Source organism: Bartonella sp. AP11XZML (genome assembly GCF_042196445.1).
Lineage (GTDB): Bacteria > Pseudomonadota > Alphaproteobacteria > Rhizobiales > Rhizobiaceae > Bartonella.
The window spans coordinates 184,048-201,440 of sequence record NZ_JBHIQF010000042.1 but is presented as its reverse complement, the minus strand read 5'-3'; the positions used below and the strand labels follow the sequence as shown (position 1 = coordinate 201,440).

Here is a 17,393-nt window from a genome sequence, read left to right as displayed (position 1 = left end):
TTTACAAACTTTATAGACATTTCTTGCTTAAGGAGAAAATATGTTATTCTCCCATCTTAGGTAATAAAACTTTTGCATACAATCCACCCAAATCAGAACGTGATAAAAAGAGATTGCCACCATATTCACTGACCATATCTGAAACAATTGCTAACCCTAAGCCTGACCCTAGTTTACTTTCATTAAACCGCCGCCCTCTTTTTAATGCTTCATCAATTTTGTCTTCTGTTAAACCAGGACCATCATCTTCTACAAAGATACTAAAATATTCTGTTTCTTCAGCATTTTCTTCTAAACAACAAGAGATCAAAACCTTTGCGCGAGACCACTGAGTAGCATTTTCAATCAAATTTCCTATAATTTCTTCTAAATCTTCCTTCTCTCCAGAAAAAACAATATCATCAATATCCATAATAAATTGAATTTGTTTTTCAGGATTAAGCTTTTTCATAACCCGCACCAAGCGTTCAAGCACACTGCGAACAGACGTATGATAGACAACACTATCGCATTGTGCTGCAATCCGCGCACGTTGAAGATAATGATTGATTTGAGCTTGCATTATTTGCGTTTGCTCTCTCAACAAACTAGCCTTTTCTCCGCGCATCTTATCTGTCTCATTCATAATCACGGATAGAGGCGTCTTCAATGAATGCGCGAGATTACCAACCTGTGTGCGAAATCGCTCAATAATACGCTGATTATTATTAATGAGAGCATTCATCTCTTGTACAAGCGGCATCACTTCGCTTACTAAATCCGTATTCACATAATGAACTCTTCCTTCGCGAATATCATTCAATGCACGTCGAATAAGCTTCAACGGTTGAAAACTAAAGAAAATAATAGCAATATTAATAAGAACACTCCCGATACCGAAACTCCAAAGAAAAATTTGCAAAGTTCGCTTAAATTCCTTTACCTGGGCATGAGCTTCATCGATATTCCCAACAAGCCGAAAACGTGCAATATGATTTTTATTATCAAGAACAACATCACTCTCAATCACTTGTAGCTTTTGACCATTGTTCCCCGTTATCCGATAAGAGCGAAAGAATTTATTGTCAAAAGGTATATCAACATCACTTGGTGTAAATATCTCGCCTGTTCCCAATGAGGGAGATGTCAATCTTCCTTTTAAATTATGGGATATCGCAACAACTTCCCAATACCATCCTGTTGTTGGATCAGAATAACGAATATCATCAATCCCAGCCCCACCTATCAAAGTACCTTCCGATGACACCGTCACTGTTGCAATAAGACTGTAGAGTTGAGCAGAAAGGATACGCTCTAGGCTTTGTTCAGTCGAACGCTTATAAAATAAAATACTTACTGCAGAAATCGATAAAAGAGAAATAACAACCCATAATGTTGATAAGATCATAACACGTAAACTGAGAGATCGAGTAATTACAAAAAAGAACCTCCTATACCAATTATTCTCTTCAAAAACATTCATTAATCACCTCGCGTTCTCACGCGATATCCCATTCCTCGAATAGTTTCAATCAAATTCACTCCAAGCTTTTTCCGTAACCGACCTACAAAGACTTCCACCGTATTCGAATCCTTATCAAAATCCTGATCATAAAGATGTTCAGTAAGCTCTGTTCTTGAAATGACCCTGTCACAATGATGCATGAGATACGAAAGCAGTCTGAATTCATAAGATGTTAGTTTAATCAATTGACCATCCACAAAAACACGAGACGTCTTTGTATCCAACAAAACATTTCCGCAACATAATGCACTTGTCGCATGTCCCGTAGTGCGACGAATTAATGCTCGCAAGCGCGCCATCACTTCCTCCAAATGAAATGGCTTCACAACATAATCGTCAGCTCCAGCATCAATACCTTGCACCTTATCAGACCAACGGTCTCGCGCCGTTAGCATTAAAACAGGCATGGAGAGCCCTTCTTGACGCCACTTTTCAACAACACTAATACCATCAATCTGCGGTAAACCTATATCAAGTATCACCGCGTCGTAAGACTCTGTGCTCCCTAAAAAATAAGCCTCTTCACCATCGAAAGCACTATCGGAAACATATCCTGCACGTCTTACAGCTTCTGCTAATTGATGGTGAAGATTCCGATCATCTTCAACGATTAAGATACGCATCACAACACCATCTGCCAAAAACTAATCAGCAGGAACAAAAAATTCAACACGACGTAACTTTTCACCATTACGGGCTGGTACAACAACCACAATTGCACACATGTTCTTTCCATCCTGAACAACCGGTTTTGAACGGACGAGAACCCCGCTCTCTTGTGCGGCAGCCTTCTTACCTACTTCAGCACACCCAGAAGCTAGAACAGAATCTGCTCCTAAAAAAGCTGCTATTATTACGAACAAGAATTTTTTTTTCATCATAAATATTTCAATAACCCATCTCTTCTCTTCCTTGATAAAGGATAAAAGAAATAATGGTTTTTTTTGGTCGATTAAAAAATCACAAATGAAAACAATTTATCCTCTATTTTACAGAATAACATATTAACATTACTCCAAATTTTTAAAAAATCAAAAAAATATTTTTAATAATTAGAATAAAATTTATTCAATAAAATAATAAAATATTAATATACTATCTTACAAAAAATGCATAATTCTAAAACAAATTCTTTCTCTGTTAGAACTATAGAAAAAAAATACTTCTACTCCATATAATTATTGTAGATTTGTTTGGTTGTATTGCTTTGCCATAGGCTCTCTTTAAATGTTTGATTTTTTTAAAAAAAAGAAAGGGCAACACCGTAAGCCATTTCATAGTCCTGCTCTCATTGAATTAGACGCACGATTAGACACAGCGCTTTATCACATTCGTTCTGCTAACAGTTTTTTCTGGAAAAAGGCAAAAATCGTCTCACAAAATTTTCATCTTCAAGGATGGAAACTTTTTATCGTTGAAGTTCTCGATGAAATACTAACATTAGGGTTGATGGGATTTACTCTTTTTACCATTTTTGGCATTTCTGTTTTTGAACTGACCAAAACAGATTGGTCTTCTCCTAAAAACTTTTCCATTCTTTTTCTAGATCGCTATGGAAATTCCATTGGGCACCGTGGTGCACTGCCGGCAATCTCTGTCCCCGTTGAAGAAATGCCTGACACTGTCATTAAAGCGGTTCTCGCTACAGAAGACCGTCGTTTTTTTGATCATTGGGGCATTGATTTTCAAGGACTTACAAGGGCAATTTCACAAAATATGCAAGCTAAAGGTGTGGTGCAAGGTGGTTCAACTCTCACACAACAATTGGCTAAAAATTTATTTTTAACAAACGAAAGAACCATAACACGTAAAATCAAAGAAGCTTATCTTGCTCTTTGGCTAGAAGCAAATTTTAGCAAAAAGCAGATTTTACAACTTTACCTTGACCGAGCCTATATGGGAGGAAACAATTTTGGTATTGCCGCAGCGGCAAAATTTTATTTTGGAAAAAACATACGTCATGTCTCTTTAAGTGAATCTGCTATGTTAGCAGGACTCTTTAAAGCTCCAACAAAATATGCTCCTCATAGTCATCTCTTTGCAGCTCAAACACGTGCCAATGTCGTCCTTTCTAATCTTGTTAATAGTGGCTTTATGACGAAGAGCCAGATTATCAATGCGCATCGCCACCCTGCTAAGGCACTTCCCCAAATAGAAAATAATCAGCCAGATTATTTTCTTGATTGGGCATTCGAGGAAGTCAAAAAAATGCGCAATCAACTTCCAAGCCATAGTTTAATTATTCAAACGACCCTTGATCCGAATATTCAAAAAGCAGCAGAAGAATCAATCGCATATCATTTACATCAATATGGTCAACAATATCGCGTAACCCAAGCTGCCACCGTTATACTCGATAATAACGGTGCCGTATGCGCAATTGTTGGAGGACAAGATTATAAAAAGAGCCAATTTAACAGAGCAACACAAGGCGGACGGCAAACTGGTTCTTCATTCAAACCTTATGTTTACGCAACCGCACTGGAACACGGACTGTCTCCCTCGACAATCGTTTTAGATGCTCCTATCAATTGGGGAGGTTGGACACCAAAAAATAATTCTGGTCGTTATTTGGGAAAAATTGATTTAGCAACAGCTTTAGCTTTTTCTATTAATACAGTCCCTGTGTATCTCACCTATCAATATCTTAACCGTGATACCCAACCCATCATAGATCTCATCAAGAATATGGGGATTAACGCGCATATTTTATCACACAAAACAATGGTTCTTGGTACTTCCAACATGACCCCCATGGATCAAGCAACTGGCTTTAATGTCTTTGCGAATGGCGGGATAGCTGGTAATCGTCATGGGTTCACGCAAATCAGAACAATTGATGGGCATGTGGTATGGGATTTCGAACATAACGGAAATAAGTTACACCGAGTTCTGAGTGAACAATCAACAGCTTATATGAACCAAATGATGGTGGGTGTCACGACACGAGGATCTGGTAAGCGTGCTGCTCTGCCCATGACTCTCGTCGCAGGGAAAACTGGAACATCACAATCTTATCGTGATGCTTGGTTTGTTGGCTTTACAGGCAATTATACGGGAGCCGTATGGATGGGAAATGATAACTTTTCACCGATGAATCGTGCTTTTGGGGGTGGCGTTCCTGCCATGATATGGCATCGCATCATGCTTGCTGCACATCAAAATATCATGCTCAAACAGCTCTATGGTGTTAAAGATTCTCTCCTTCCTCCTTATCGGCCCCCAGTACTTTCTTCCCATGCAGATTCTGAATTTTTTCCCCCAATACCTTCTACGCTTTCTCCTGAAACATTGAATATTGTGCGATTGATTAACAAAGATCTGAAAAAAACATCTGTAATTTCTTTGAAAATGAAAACAACTGGAGATTCAACATTTTGAATTCAAGATATTCACTGATGTTTTTTAATATCACCATTTTCTTTTTTATCTTCGCTTTTTCCATTTTATGTGGAACACTGAGTGTCGATTATGTGCTCAATTCCTTTCCTCATTTTGGACTCTTTAGAATTGGAAAATGGAGTGCTTATCCACAAATGGGAACAGCCAATATGGATCCTTATACCCGCGCCCGCACCGCTAAACAAGGCATTGTTTCACTCGGACGCACTGAAGGTATTCAATTCCAGATTTGGCAAGATAACCAAGGGCGTCCACTCCACCCTCGCTGTCATTATTTACTCAAAGGCACCATCCCTGAAACCCGTCTTTTTACCCTTTATACAGCTGATAAATCCCTTAAACCCCATACTTCATCCAAAGAAATACCTTTTGAACTCCACACGAACGCTATTACTTATGAGCATGATGGCTCATTGCGCATCAATATTTCACCCACACCGCAAGCCGGCAATTGGCTTGCAACAGTTAGTCAAAAAGAATTCGGGCTTATTCTTACCTTATACGATACCTCAATCATCTCTGCAACGGCATTACAAAAGCTTACAATGCCATCAATAGAACAAATCCCATCAGGACAAATAAATTGTGACTAGATTTATTTATACCGCACTTCTTGCAATCATTGGCGCTATTATCGTTCATATTTGCGTTCTCTTTCTGATCCCCTATTGGGCACAGGATAATATATGGACAGCACTTAAAAAATCCGGAGCCCCTTATCAATTTGTTGCTTTTACTCCCGATAATCCTATTCAACAATCTGCTGATCCCCTCTTTCTTCTTAAAGTCTGTAGATTTAACCTTGAAAATGGACCTGTTCATTTAAAAGCTTTGAAAACACGACAATTTTGGTCATTAGCAGCCTACACACACAACGGAATTATTTTCTATAGCCTTAATGACCGAACAGCCCCTGATGCGACACTCGATCTTATCATTGGAAAACCAATACAAATCATAGAACTCAAAAAATCAAAACCTAAAAAAAATACCAATTCAGTTTTGGTTGCTAAAAATTTGAATGAAGGGTTTGTTATTTTACGTACTTTTGTCCCTTCTTCCCTTGCGAAAAAAGAAAGTGAAGCTTTCCTTTCATCTGCGACCTGCCGTATATTTTATGAATAAAAACCGACTAACCTCTCATTTGTACAACACCTTACTTTCTATACAAAATACATGAAGCCTATCAAAATGGTTATCTTTTTTCTCTATTAATTGAATATTCAAATTTATCTGATTATAAATCCCTCAATTTTTTATTGAGATATAATGAAATCTCTATTGCACATCATCATATCCTATTTGATACGCATTATCTGACAGAAAAAACTCCCCGCAATCAGAAGAGAAAAATCAAGAGTAAAGCTCTAAAAAAATATGCTGCTAACAATTGTAAAACTTGTTATTTGAGTTTATTTCTTTTTATTTACAAACATTCCCATAAAATTCGCATCAATGACATGATAAACTATAGAAGAAATACTGTTTACCTTCAATAAAGCGCTAAAATAATCGCAGAAAATTGATGAGACATTACGCATCCTTGACCTCCCAAATAAGTGCTTTACTTTTGTCTTATGAGCATAAGCTTTTTGTAAGATATACACTCTGAAAAAACTTGGCTTATAATTTACAATTGAGGGGAAAAAACTTCATGAAGAAGAGATATGTTCGGTTAATTTCAAGAGCAGCAGTATGGTCCCCTCAATTTGGTGGATTAGCATTCTTTATTTTATTATTTTCGGTCATTTTACAACGTTTTTCCGTCATTAACGTAAGCGACTTCATAATTTTGATAGGTATTTCTACTGGCTGTGTAATTATTTCTCTTTTTCTGGCTATTAAAGCACTTCATAGTTTGTGGGTCTATGGTGCTCTAGGGGGAATGAAAGCTTTAAAAGGGATCATTTATTCGTTGATAACAGCCACACCATTGATGCTCTTTTTTGGACTTTGGTTTACCTTACCGGCTCTTTACGACGTTTCTACCGATACACAAAGACCACCGGCTTTTTTTCGCACAATACGTCCCAGCGATGCTTTACCACTCAAAAGTGTTTTGACTGAACAAGCAGCAATACAGATGTCACAATGGCCAGAAATATCGGGGCGCCGTTATGATGGCTCACCTGACCGTATTCGCGAATCCGTTCTTAATGTTTTAGCTGCGTATGATTGGCCTGTTGTAGCGCAACGAGAATTCAAAGGCGAAGAAAATGAAATTTATATCGAAACGAGAACAAAAACTTTTTACCTTGGCTTTATTTTAGATATTGTTATTCGTTTAACTGATGAAGGGGATACAACTTTTGTTGATATGCGTTCTACTTCTCGTTATTTGCCAAGAGATTTGGGGACAAATGCTGCTTTTATTATCGATTTTATGGATGCACTTGATACAGAAATCGCCTCACTTCCTCTTGCTGAAGATAATGAGTAGAAACTTGTACTTACTTCCAACAGAAAAATCCCTACCAACCTGTCATTTGTTTCCACTATTATTACTTATTACTGAAAGTGCTTTTACTCTTCAAGACAAAGCTTTTAAACGAAAATATCTCAATCCTAAATTATTTCATAACAAAAATATTGTTTTCTCTCTCATTTGATGTTTTTCTTTAAAAGATTTTAAGTATTAATATATATTTAAATATTAATATACTATGTATTAAACAATAAAAATTATTTATTTTATTAAAAAGTAAATTTATAATATTTTACAAATAATAACGACTTAACTAATAGGTAAGTATTGTAATTAAAATTTTAATTGTTTATTTTTCTTACTTCTAAGCGGGGAGAACATGCGGAGCTTATAAGGGAGGAACAGCTATGTCTAAAAAATCTTTACTCTCCTGTACAGCTGTCGCAGCAATTATGCTTTTTAGCAAAAATCTCAACGTACATGCTGAATCTCTTGAAGTTGATAAAGGAGAAGTAAAAAACGTATCAAACAAGACTTATGAATATATTCAAACAACAAATGGTGGAAAAGTCATCGGTAAAAATTTAACACTGACCGGAGGTCATCCAATAAACAACGATTTGGATGCTGTAGTCCTTAGAACCAAATCTTCAATTGAGTTATGGGATACAACCATTAAAAGTGCAAACGATACTCAGCTGCATAGTGGTGTTGGAATATGGCATGGTAGTACATTTAAGATGATAGGAGGTGTTATTGCAGCCGATTATGGCGTTATATCAGACACTGATGACAGTAGCACAACGATATTGGAAAACGTGAAATTATCAAGCGGTAAAGACAACACTTCGATGAGCAAAGGAATCTCCGCTAGAAAAGGCATAATTACTTTAAAAAATGTAACCGTTAATGAAGCAGATTTATCCGTAGCAGCATCTTCTGATGCACATGTGATAATATCTGTCAGTTCCTTTGGCGGTGAGGTACAAGCTAAACAACGCAGTACCATTACTTTAAACGATAATGTCACAGTAACATCTAAAAATGACGGACTCCATGCAGATGGTGAACAATCTAAAATCACAATAACTGGAGGAACTGTAAAGGGGAAAAAAGTGCTCTGTTGACAGAAAATGGCGGATATATTGATGTCGCCGATATCACTCTCACCGCATATAACAAAGGAACAGGCGCAAAATCCACTGGTCCTAACAGCATGATTGATTTGCATAATAATGCAACCATTAAAGAGACTGTCATTGGACTTGAAGCAAAAGACAATGGTATCATTCAAATGACAGGAGGATCTATTGAGGTCACAGGCGGCCAAGCAGTAGGTGCATTATTCCTTGACACCGCAAGCAAAAAAAACACGCTGAAAGATGTGAAAATATCAAGTGGAAAAGATGGCTTTCTTATGGAAAAAGGAATAAATGCTGATAATGGAAGCACTGTTACTTTAAATAATGTAACCGTCACAAAAGCAAAACGCAGCATCTATGCAGATAACAAATCTCAAGTAATGGTTTCTAGTGGATCTTTTGAGGCAAAAGAAGATGCAATCAATGCTCAAAGCGGTAGTACCATTACTTTGGACAATGAGGCTAAAATCACATCATCTGAGGGTGATGGCTTCCATGCAATTGGTGAGCAATCAAAAATTTTTATGACAGGGGGAACTGTTACCGGTAGCAATAGTGTATTATATACAAGAGCTGGTGGATATATTAATGTTAAAGACGTTGCTCTCACAGCAAATGGAAAAGGAACAAAATTCAGCGCATTTGCAAGAGGTTCCAGTACCATTGAATTGAATGAAAACACAACAATTAAAAATGCTACGATCGGTGTTAAAGCCCAAAGTGATAATGCGACAATCAAGATGACAGGAGGATCTATTGAGGTCACAGGAAGGGAAGCAGTAGGTGCATTATTCCTTGAAACCACAAGCAAAGAAAACACGCTGAAAGATGTGAAAATATCAAGCGGTAAAGATGGCTTTCTTATGGAGAAAGGAATAAGTGCTGACAAAGGAAGCACGGTTTCTTTAAATAATGTAACCGTTAAGAATGCAGAAAAAGCTCTCTTGGCTAATGATAATTCCCAAATAACAGTAACGGGCGGAGGTTCCTTTGGTGGAGAAGTACAAACTCTGCAAGGTAGCACAATTACTTTAAATGATAATGTCACAGTAACATCTAAAAATTACGGACGCCATGTAGATGGTAAAGAAGCCAAAATCACAATGACGGTAGGGAGCGTAAGTGCAAAAGGAGCAGCATTTGTCGTAAAAGATGGCGGACATATTGATGTCACAGATATTTCTGCAAAAGCACAGCGCAATGGGATACGCTTTGATAACTCAAAAAACGATCAAACTTTAGAAATAAACCTGACCAATACAAACCTTCTCATCGAAGATGGAACGGGTATTGTTGCCAACAATTCATCAAATGGTAAACTCAACCTCAAAGATTCAGAAATCAGAGCCGATAGGTTATTCGTAGGGATAATCCATGATACACCAAAACCTAATCAAATCTTTTCACTCTCCGCAGACCGTTCTGTCTTACAAGGTGGTGTAAGAAATGACGAAAATGGACAAACAAGCTTTGATCTCAAAAACAATACAACATGGTTTGTGAACACCAGCACAAAAGAAAAAGATGATGCGGGCAAGTTACTTGATATCACTCAAAGATCACGTTCTGATGTTTCTGCACTCAACCTCAATGACAGCAAAATTGTTTTTGAAAAGCCAGTAGAAAACCATTATCACACATTACATATCGGTTCTGGTAAAAAAGATACTCCAGAGATCTATAACGCTTCTGGAAACGCAGAAATCCACTTTAACATGGCATGGAGAGATGGGGTTGCTGTAGATGATCAAAAAACCGATCGCGTTCTCATTCATGGCGATGCATCAGGTACAACAACAGTTTATATCAAGAGTGATGTAGGGGATAAAAACAGTGTAGAAAATGCTGTGGCCCCCTCGAATACAGGCGGTATTTCCCTTATCCAAGTCTCTGGAAAAGCGATGGAAGACTCCTTCAAATTAGCCAATGGTTATATCACAAGAGATGGTTTGCCTTATAAATACACACTAACTGCTTATGGACCAGAATCAAGCCATGGCACAGCCAATATTGAGCAAAACCTCTTTGATGAAAAAAATGAAAACTTCTGGGATTTTCGCTTGCATAAAGCATTTCTTGACTCCGGTGGCGGTAGCGGTTCCGGTGGCTCTGTCCCTGGTCCACATGTGGAAGCTGTCGTACCGCAAGTGGCAAGCTATATCGTGATGCCTAACGCTCTCTTCTACGCTGGTTTTACCGACATTACTAAGCAAAGCAAATTGTTAGCTGATATCCGTACAACACAAAATTATTCTTTCTTCTTTTCACCCTATGGTAGCAATGCTACCTTAACCTCTGAGCGTGGTCCCTTCAAATATGGCTATGGCGCTGATATTCCCTATGCTGCCGTACAAGCAGGTGGTGCATTAGCTGCAATGGAAAGCCAAAATATCACCATGCATTTTGGACTTATGGGAACCTATGGGAAACTCTCTTTCACACCTAAGGATATGGAGGGTGCAGACAAAAGCACACTCAATAAATGGGCGGTTACAGCTTATGGCAGTATACAACACAACAATGGCTTATATGTCGATGTCCTAACTTCCTATGGCATGATCGATGGAAATATCACTACGGCTGATATCAAGAATGCCGCAAACTTGAAGGGTGCCAAAACCTTGAGCGCTTCGGTTACCATTGGAAAAGAATTTGCTACAGGAATGGCAGGGATAGAGTTTGAGCCACAAGCACAAATTGTTTATCAACAATTGTCGTTTGACACCATGAAAGATGCTGATAATCTAGAAATTGATATGAAAAATCCTTCCCAATGGTTGGTTCGGGTTGGCGGACGTTTAACTAAAACTGTTTCTGCCGAAAGCGATTATTCCTTTTCTTTTTATGGAAAAGTGAACTTTCTTAAAACCTTTAGTGATGATGGGAAAATACAGATTGGTAAGGAATTTGACCTTGATCCTGCCGGAACTGCCATTGAAAGCGGTTTGGGCATCAATGCACAACTCTCCCACAATATCGTACTTCATGGTGATGTTAGTTACCAACAAAAGCTACAAAAAACGGGTATAACAGGAGCGAGCTTTTCTGGTGGAATACGTTTATCAGTTCTAAGAAAATGCTGTAAAGTGAGCGTTATTTTCCCATTTGCTTGCATAAAAAGGCTGGACAACTCCATACTGTGTGGCCTTTTTGATTTGCACAAACCTACCGTGGAATACCGGTTATTCTTTTCTTTATAACATACCTACAACACTTCTTGCTGAAAGCAATCCTTTGGATAAAGATTTTGTGACCAAAGGACTTGCCTATCTGCCAGTTCCTCCTTCTGGCAATCATACTGCAAGAATAGAAGGAGAAATACTTATTAGCGCTACCCTTCAATCTCTCCAAGATAAATTAAGAGCTGCAAAAAGCCTGATGGAAACAAAAGTCATTAGCCAAGCCGTTTATTTAGAGCGTTTACATGATTTTAAAAATGTCGAGCATGAAATTTTAACCAATCAAAGACGTTTGGAAGAAAATGCCGCCGAAATAAACACCCTCCGCCAACAACGGCAAAGTCTCATTTCCGATGAAATCGCCCGCTATCGGCAACTTTCGCGTGAAACAGAACTGAATCTTCAAGGATTAAAAGCAAAGCTTGATAGCACTCAATACCATCTTGACCACTTATCACTCTATGCGCCTGTTGATGGACGTATCGATGATTTAAGTATCCATACTTTGGGCGGCTTTGTAGAAGCTGGTAAAACGCTTATGCGTATTGTCCCTGATGCAGGTGGTCTTATTGTTGAAGCGTTTTTTGATAATCGAGATATTGGTTTTTTAGAAAAGGGTCAACGTGCTTACATCAAGTTTTCTGCCTTTCCACCTGAACGTTTCGGTGTTATCCACGGTACAGTCGTTAATGTAGGCGCTACAGCGCGCTATAATAAAGAAATTAATGGTGTCTACGCTGTTTTAATCAAAATTGACCAAGATCACATCACTTTGAATAACAAACAACTTAAATCTATCCCTGGCATGACTGTGACAACGGATGTCATTACCTCAAAACGGCGTCTCATTTCTTATTTCTTTGAGCCTATCACCAAAATTTTAGAACAATCTCTAAAGGAAAGATAAAGATTAATGTGTGTGCATAAAAATCCTTCATCATCATTCATAGACCCTCTTACAGCGTTAGGAGCTATGGTTGTTTTAATGCTTACATCTTCCTTATACCGCCGCTGGCGAATCTGGGATATCGAACGAAATTTAGGACCAGCTTTACAGACTAGGCAATACAAGCTCTATAAAAATGAACGTGGAGAATTTTGTGCCTTTATCACTTGGGCTTTTTTTAGATGAGAAAAATCATCAATCTATGCTTGATAAGGGAGAATTTTTACCTGATGCCAATTGGCAGAATGGAAAATACGTATGGTTTATTGATTGTGTAGCACCCTATGGCCATACTGCTCATATTGTACGCGATATGCAACGAAATATATTTCCTGATCAGCGTTATTGTTATGCTGTACGACGTAATGAAGATGGTGGAATACGAAAAATTGCACGCTGGTGTTGCTATAGAGCGCAAAATCCAGCCAAATAGTTTTTCTAAAGCAAGTGCGCATAAATCATTTACCCCTCGTCTTATAGAAAAGAATCTTTTAAAAGAGCTCTTTAAGCGATAGCTATAGTAAAAGAAAACTTTACCATATTTAGAGCTGCCCCGCTACAAATAGGTGTTTTTTAACTTACCAGACTTTCTATGAATAGCAATAGATGGTTAAGGAGGCTAATCCACTCTCAAGCTGAACTTTGATTAACTAATTTCACTAGAATTGGCTGGGGTACCTGGATTCGAACCAGGGAATGCCGGTACCAAAAACCGGTGCCTTACCGCTTGGCTATACCCCAAAAAAACACGCTTTATAGCAACTCTTGCACCTTATAGCGATTCCTGTGATTGAACGCAATATTTGAAAATCAAAGACCTTACTTTTTTATCATAAAATTTCTGAGTCTTGTATGGCATTGCCATCGATACAAATTCGTAGCAGAAACTGATATACAGTTGTGATTTTAACATAAGAAGGAACCATTTATCCATCAATTATTTTGCTCTTTGTATTGATTTTCTAGGAACATAAAATGAAAATCTTGCAGTTTACTCATGTATCTAATAAATTTGCATATGATTTACTTTTCTTGATATATTAAAATCCCATCTTGCTCAATTTAAGAAAAAAGCTGTCACCACATTGGCAACCGGTAAGTGTATGATAGTGCTGCTGTGCTCTTGCATTAAGCATAAAGATGGTAATGTCCACTAATTTTTACATTATATTATTCATGGGTAGCACCATAAAATGAAATCAAGCACATTGAAAAATAACACTTAATATTCTTTTGAAAACATTATGATACACTAGTACTCTAAAAGAGTTTTGCAAAAATTAAAAACATTTTATATGGCATTTGAAAAAATAGAGATACCAAAACAAGGAATAATCGCTATTTCCATTTACTTTTTATTCAAAAGATAATGATATTTATTACCCGCTCATAGATGTAAAAAATCTTCAGAAGCAATCTTTATGTAGACCAATACCCTTTTTGATTGATGAATATACATTTCCTAAAAGCTTCTTTTACAAAAAGAGAGACATTAAAACTAATTTCATACAAACTAGGTATTCAACATTTGCTTTTAAATTCGGTAAATGGCAAATTAGGCTTATGAAATAAGCTTAACAATTAGAATCGAGGAGATTTTTAAATGGCTTTTGAATTGCCCCCGTTGCCTTATGATTACGATGCCCTTTCGCCTTATATGTCACGCGAAACGCTTGAATATCATCATGATAAGCATCACCTTGCTTATCTTACCAACACCAATAATTTTGTGAAAGAGTTAGGCTTAGAAAATGAAAGCCTTGAAGATATTGTTAAAAAAAGTTTTGGAAAAAATATTGGTTTGTTTAATAATGCAGCGCAGTATTACAATCATAACCACTTTTGGCTTTGGATGAAAAAAAATGGTGGTGGCCAAAAACTTCCTGAAAAGTTAGCAAAAGCTATTGACGCTAATCTAGGTGGTTACGACAAATTCCGCGCTGATTTTATTGCTGCTGCTAGTGCCCAATTTGGTTCTGGATGGGCGTGGGTTGCTGTTAAAGATGGCAAGCTTGAAATTATGAAAACGCCTAATGGTGAAAATCCCTTAGTGCACAATGCTCGCCCTATTTTGGGTGTCGATGTATGGGAACATTCCTATTACATTGATTACCGCAATGCTCGACCGAAGTACCTCGAATCCTTTGTAGACCATTTAATTAATTGGGACTATGTTTTGGAACTTTATGAAGAATGTGAATTTTAAACTGTCTCAATAATTTTTTAGTGTATGAAAGTCTCTATAATCCAATAAATTATCGGAGACTTTCATACAGAGATATTATGGATTAGCAAAAGTCTTTTCCTGCTATCTTTAGAATATATGCATAGATATAGGCAACTTCTTCTAGCTTTGAAAACCGTCCAGCTGCACCAGCGTGCCCTGAATCCATATTAATACGTAATAAAATTGCATTATCGTCTGTTTTTAGGTCTCGTAATTTTGCCACCCATTTTGCAGGCTCCCAGTAAGTTACACGAGGATCTGTTAATCCTGCCATCACAAGTATAGGGGGATAGTTTTGAGCTTTGACATTATCGTAAGGGGAATAGGAAGCAATAAGCTTATAATCTTCTTCCGATTCAAGAGGGTTCCCCCATTCGGCCCATTCTGGAGGTGTGAGTGGCAATGAAGCATCTAACATTGTCGCTAAAACATCAACAAAAGGCACATTCGCTACGATCCCAGCAAAATCCCGGGGAGCTATATTGGCAATGGCTCCCATCAACATCCCCCCTGCTGAACCACCATGAGCAATCAGCCGATCGTGAGAAGTGAATTTATTGTTTACAAGGTAACGCCCACAAGCAATAAAATCTGTAAATGTATTGTGCTTAAAGAGATGTTTTCCTTTCTCATACCACCCTACTCCCTTTTCTTTTCCTCCGCGAATATGAGCAATAGCGTAAATAAAACCTCTGTTTACTAGAGAAAGTACATTACTATTGAAACTGGCAGGAATAGAAATCCCATAAGCACCATAACCGTAAAGCAGACAAGGTGCACCACCATCAAGGGGAGTGTTTTTGTGGTAAAAAAGTGAAATAGGAATCTTCTCACCATCGTCTGCTATTGCTGTAATCCGTCGTGTTACATATGCATCTTTATTATGCCCAGAGGGAATTATTTGCGTTTTTAAAAGCATTCGTTTACAATTTTTCATCTCATAATCAAACACTTGATCAGGTGTTGTCATAGACGAATAGGAAAAACGAATAGTTGGACTGTTATATTCTGCAACTCCTTGCAGACCTAAAGAATAAGCCTCTTCAGTAAAAGCGATGGAATTAACTTGTTTAGTGGTACGTTCCATTACTTTTATACGTGGAAGCCCCTCAAAACGTTCGATCCAGACAAGAAAATCTTGATAAGTATCATGGGATAATATTAGGCACCCAAGCTGATGTGGAACAAACTCAGACCAATTTTCTGATTGTGGAGATGTATATGGCGCTACCATAATTTTGAAATCTTTTGCATTATCTAAATTGGTCAGAATATAAAAGACATCACCACCTTCTGTAAGTGAATATTCAATACCTTTTTGTCGTTTCCGTACACATTGGGGAATAGTAAAAGGCGCCTCAGCAGGAATTAACCAGATCTCGGATGTTTCATGATCATGAATATTAATATAAATAACATCATTAAGCTTAGAACCGCTTACATCTAAGAAAAAACCTGGATTGTCTTCACGAAAAATAAGCTTATCTTGTGATTGATCTGTGTTTAATTGGTGATAATAGAGCTCTGAAGGTCGGTGGTTTTTATCCATCTTAGTATAGAAAAAACCTTCAGATCTAGCATCCCATACAATTTGACCAGATGTATCAGTAATTGTGTCCATACAGTCAGACAATGTCTCAAAATTACGAATTTTAGCTGTATAGAACTCTGATCCTTTGTCATCATAGGTCCATACCACATGTGTATGGTCAGGAGATTCTTGAACTGAACCAAATTTAAAATATTCTTTGCCTTCTGCCAAGACATCACCATTAAGGTACACGTTTTTTTCTCCGCCATTCCTTGGTGTCCGAAAATAATGTGGTTGTTGACCTCCGGTAACATAAGAGAATCCGTAAGCAAAAGGACCATGTTTTATAGGAACAGAACTATCATTCTCTTGGATCCTGTTTTTCATTTCGGTAAAAAGCAAATCTCGTAATGGTTTTGTATCAGCCATTTGAGCTGATTGATAAGCATTTTCTTTTTCAAGATAATGTCGAATATTGGGATCAAGACAGTTAGGATCTTTCAAAACATCTTGCCAGTTAGACGCACGTAGCCAATGATAGGGATCATCACGAAAAATACCATGATATATTTCCTTATGAGTGATTCTAGATGCTTTGGGAGGAATTGCAAAAGTGCGAGTCATACACAATCCTATATTAAAATATGTTAATAGCTTCGTTTATATGTTAGAATCACAATGATTGATGCAAGTGTAAAAACCTATAAGTTCTATTCACTTGCAAAAATAGCACCATGATAATTTTTAAAACTAATACCTTTCTGTTCATTACATATCACAGCTATTGTTTTCTAGGGATATAACACCACTTTTATAATGAAAGTGACTGGTAAAACAATTAAACTATTAGAAAAAGAATTGATTTTTTTTGAAACAGTATAATCGCATAATTTTACAGAAAGGAATAAATATATCTAAAATATTATTATTACTGTATAAAAAATAAAAATGTCCTCTCTCCTTTTAATGAATAGTTTTATATTATTAAATAATACCATTATGTCATAATTATAATATATCATGTTTTTTATTATTAA

Annotated in this window: 14 protein-coding genes and 1 tRNA gene; 10 read left to right on the top strand and 5 right to left on the bottom strand. The window is 37.2% G+C overall.

All coding sequences use genetic code 11. The features are described from left to right. Positions 1-43: 43 nt before the first annotated feature. From ACFIMG_RS04275 to ACFIMG_RS04265, 3 genes are read right to left on the bottom strand one after another with little or no spacing between them, the layout of a single operon-like run. On the bottom strand, positions 44-1,462 hold the full coding sequence (locus tag ACFIMG_RS04275; RefSeq protein ID WP_375628213.1) for an ATP-binding protein: 1,419 nt from the start codon (positions 1,460-1,462) through the stop codon (positions 44-46). Further along, positions 1,462-2,127 carry a response regulator transcription factor gene (locus ACFIMG_RS04270; RefSeq protein WP_375631805.1) on the bottom strand — a complete coding sequence of 222 codons (666 nt, stop codon included), beginning with the start codon at positions 2,125-2,127 and terminating at the stop codon, positions 1,462-1,464. Before ACFIMG_RS04270 ends, ACFIMG_RS04275 begins: the two co-directional genes overlap by 1 nt. A gap of 21 nt (positions 2,128-2,148) precedes the next feature. Next, positions 2,149-2,385, bottom strand: a complete 237-nt coding sequence (locus tag ACFIMG_RS04265) for a hypothetical protein (RefSeq protein WP_375611157.1) — start codon at positions 2,383-2,385, stop codon at positions 2,149-2,151. A gap of 346 nt (positions 2,386-2,731) precedes the next feature. Between ACFIMG_RS04265 and ACFIMG_RS04260 the strand changes: the two genes are divergently transcribed. From ACFIMG_RS04260 to ACFIMG_RS04220, 9 genes are all read left to right on the top strand, one after another. Continuing rightward, positions 2,732-4,885, top strand: coding sequence for a transglycosylase domain-containing protein (locus tag ACFIMG_RS04260; protein WP_375678989.1), 2,154 nt, complete (start codon positions 2,732-2,734; stop codon positions 4,883-4,885). A gap of 17 nt (positions 4,886-4,902) precedes the next feature. Beyond that, complete coding sequence (locus ACFIMG_RS04255; RefSeq protein ID WP_375678988.1) at positions 4,903-5,499, top strand: DUF1214 domain-containing protein; 597 nt, start codon at positions 4,903-4,905, stop codon at positions 5,497-5,499. Then, positions 5,492-6,031: a hypothetical protein gene (locus ACFIMG_RS04250; RefSeq protein WP_375678987.1), complete on the top strand. Its 540-nt coding sequence runs from the start codon at positions 5,492-5,494 to the stop codon at positions 6,029-6,031. The genes ACFIMG_RS04255 and ACFIMG_RS04250 overlap by 8 nt, the downstream gene beginning before the upstream one ends. Before the next feature lie 529 nt (positions 6,032-6,560). Beyond that, complete coding sequence (locus ACFIMG_RS04245) at positions 6,561-7,346, top strand: DUF1499 domain-containing protein (protein ID WP_375678986.1); 786 nt, start codon at positions 6,561-6,563, stop codon at positions 7,344-7,346. A gap of 392 nt (positions 7,347-7,738) precedes the next feature. Further along, complete coding sequence (locus ACFIMG_RS04240) at positions 7,739-8,458, top strand: hypothetical protein (protein WP_375678985.1); 720 nt, start codon at positions 7,739-7,741, stop codon at positions 8,456-8,458. After that, complete coding sequence (locus tag ACFIMG_RS04235) at positions 8,455-11,673, top strand: autotransporter outer membrane beta-barrel domain-containing protein (protein ID WP_375678984.1); 3,219 nt, start codon at positions 8,455-8,457, stop codon at positions 11,671-11,673. The genes ACFIMG_RS04240 and ACFIMG_RS04235 overlap by 4 nt, the downstream gene beginning before the upstream one ends. Beyond that, entirely contained in the window at positions 11,624-12,559 is a 936-nt protein-coding gene (locus tag ACFIMG_RS04230) for an HlyD family type I secretion periplasmic adaptor subunit (protein WP_375678983.1), read from the top strand. The genes ACFIMG_RS04235 and ACFIMG_RS04230 overlap by 50 nt, the downstream gene beginning before the upstream one ends. Positions 12,560-12,565: 6 nt before the next feature. Continuing rightward, positions 12,566-12,784 (top strand): toxin-activating lysine-acyltransferase, encoded by a 219-nt coding sequence (locus tag ACFIMG_RS04225; RefSeq protein ID WP_375678982.1) that lies wholly within the window; start codon positions 12,566-12,568, stop codon positions 12,782-12,784. Further along, entirely contained in the window at positions 12,753-13,031 is a 279-nt protein-coding gene (locus ACFIMG_RS04220; RefSeq protein WP_375678981.1) for a toxin-activating lysine-acyltransferase, read from the top strand. Before ACFIMG_RS04225 ends, ACFIMG_RS04220 begins: the two co-directional genes overlap by 32 nt. A 233-nt stretch (positions 13,032-13,264) precedes the next feature. On the opposite strand, the gene ACFIMG_RS04215 is transcribed toward ACFIMG_RS04220, so the two are convergent. Continuing rightward, positions 13,265-13,339: transfer RNA gene (locus tag ACFIMG_RS04215), tRNA-Gln, on the bottom strand. A gap of 862 nt (positions 13,340-14,201) precedes the next feature. Between ACFIMG_RS04215 and ACFIMG_RS04210 the strand changes: the two genes are divergently transcribed. Next, positions 14,202-14,804, top strand: a complete 603-nt coding sequence (locus ACFIMG_RS04210) for a superoxide dismutase (RefSeq protein ID WP_375678980.1) — start codon at positions 14,202-14,204, stop codon at positions 14,802-14,804. 82 nt (positions 14,805-14,886) lie between these two features. Here ACFIMG_RS04210 and ACFIMG_RS04205 read toward each other — a convergent pair whose 3' ends face one another. Continuing rightward, positions 14,887-16,980, bottom strand: coding sequence for a S9 family peptidase (locus ACFIMG_RS04205; protein WP_375678979.1), 2,094 nt, complete (start codon positions 16,978-16,980; stop codon positions 14,887-14,889). Positions 16,981-17,393 lie beyond the last annotated feature (413 nt).

Excerpts from the sequence above, each read along its gene's own strand:
- ACFIMG_RS04255 (WP_375678988.1), top strand. The coding sequence starts at position 4,903 with ATGTTTTTTAATATCACCATTTTCTTTTTTATCTTCGCTTTTTCCATT.
- ACFIMG_RS04205 (WP_375678979.1), bottom strand. The coding sequence starts at position 16,980 with ATGACTCGCACTTTTGCAATTCCTCCCAAAGCATCTAGAATCACTCAT.
- ACFIMG_RS04240 (WP_375678985.1), top strand. The coding sequence starts at position 7,739 with ATGTCTAAAAAATCTTTACTCTCCTGTACAGCTGTCGCAGCAATTATG.
- ACFIMG_RS04275 (WP_375628213.1), bottom strand. The coding sequence starts at position 1,462 with ATGAATGTTTTTGAAGAGAATAATTGGTATAGGAGGTTCTTTTTTGTA.
- ACFIMG_RS04210 (WP_375678980.1), top strand. The coding sequence starts at position 14,202 with ATGGCTTTTGAATTGCCCCCGTTGCCTTATGATTACGATGCCCTTTCG.
- ACFIMG_RS04245 (WP_375678986.1), top strand. The coding sequence starts at position 6,561 with ATGAAGAAGAGATATGTTCGGTTAATTTCAAGAGCAGCAGTATGGTCC.
- ACFIMG_RS04260 (WP_375678989.1), top strand. The coding sequence starts at position 2,732 with ATGTTTGATTTTTTTAAAAAAAAGAAAGGGCAACACCGTAAGCCATTT.
- ACFIMG_RS04225 (WP_375678982.1), top strand. The coding sequence starts at position 12,566 with ATGTGTGTGCATAAAAATCCTTCATCATCATTCATAGACCCTCTTACA.
- ACFIMG_RS04265 (WP_375611157.1), bottom strand. The coding sequence starts at position 2,385 with ATGATGAAAAAAAAATTCTTGTTCGTAATAATAGCAGCTTTTTTAGGA.
- ACFIMG_RS04270 (WP_375631805.1), bottom strand. The coding sequence starts at position 2,127 with ATGCGTATCTTAATCGTTGAAGATGATCGGAATCTTCACCATCAATTA.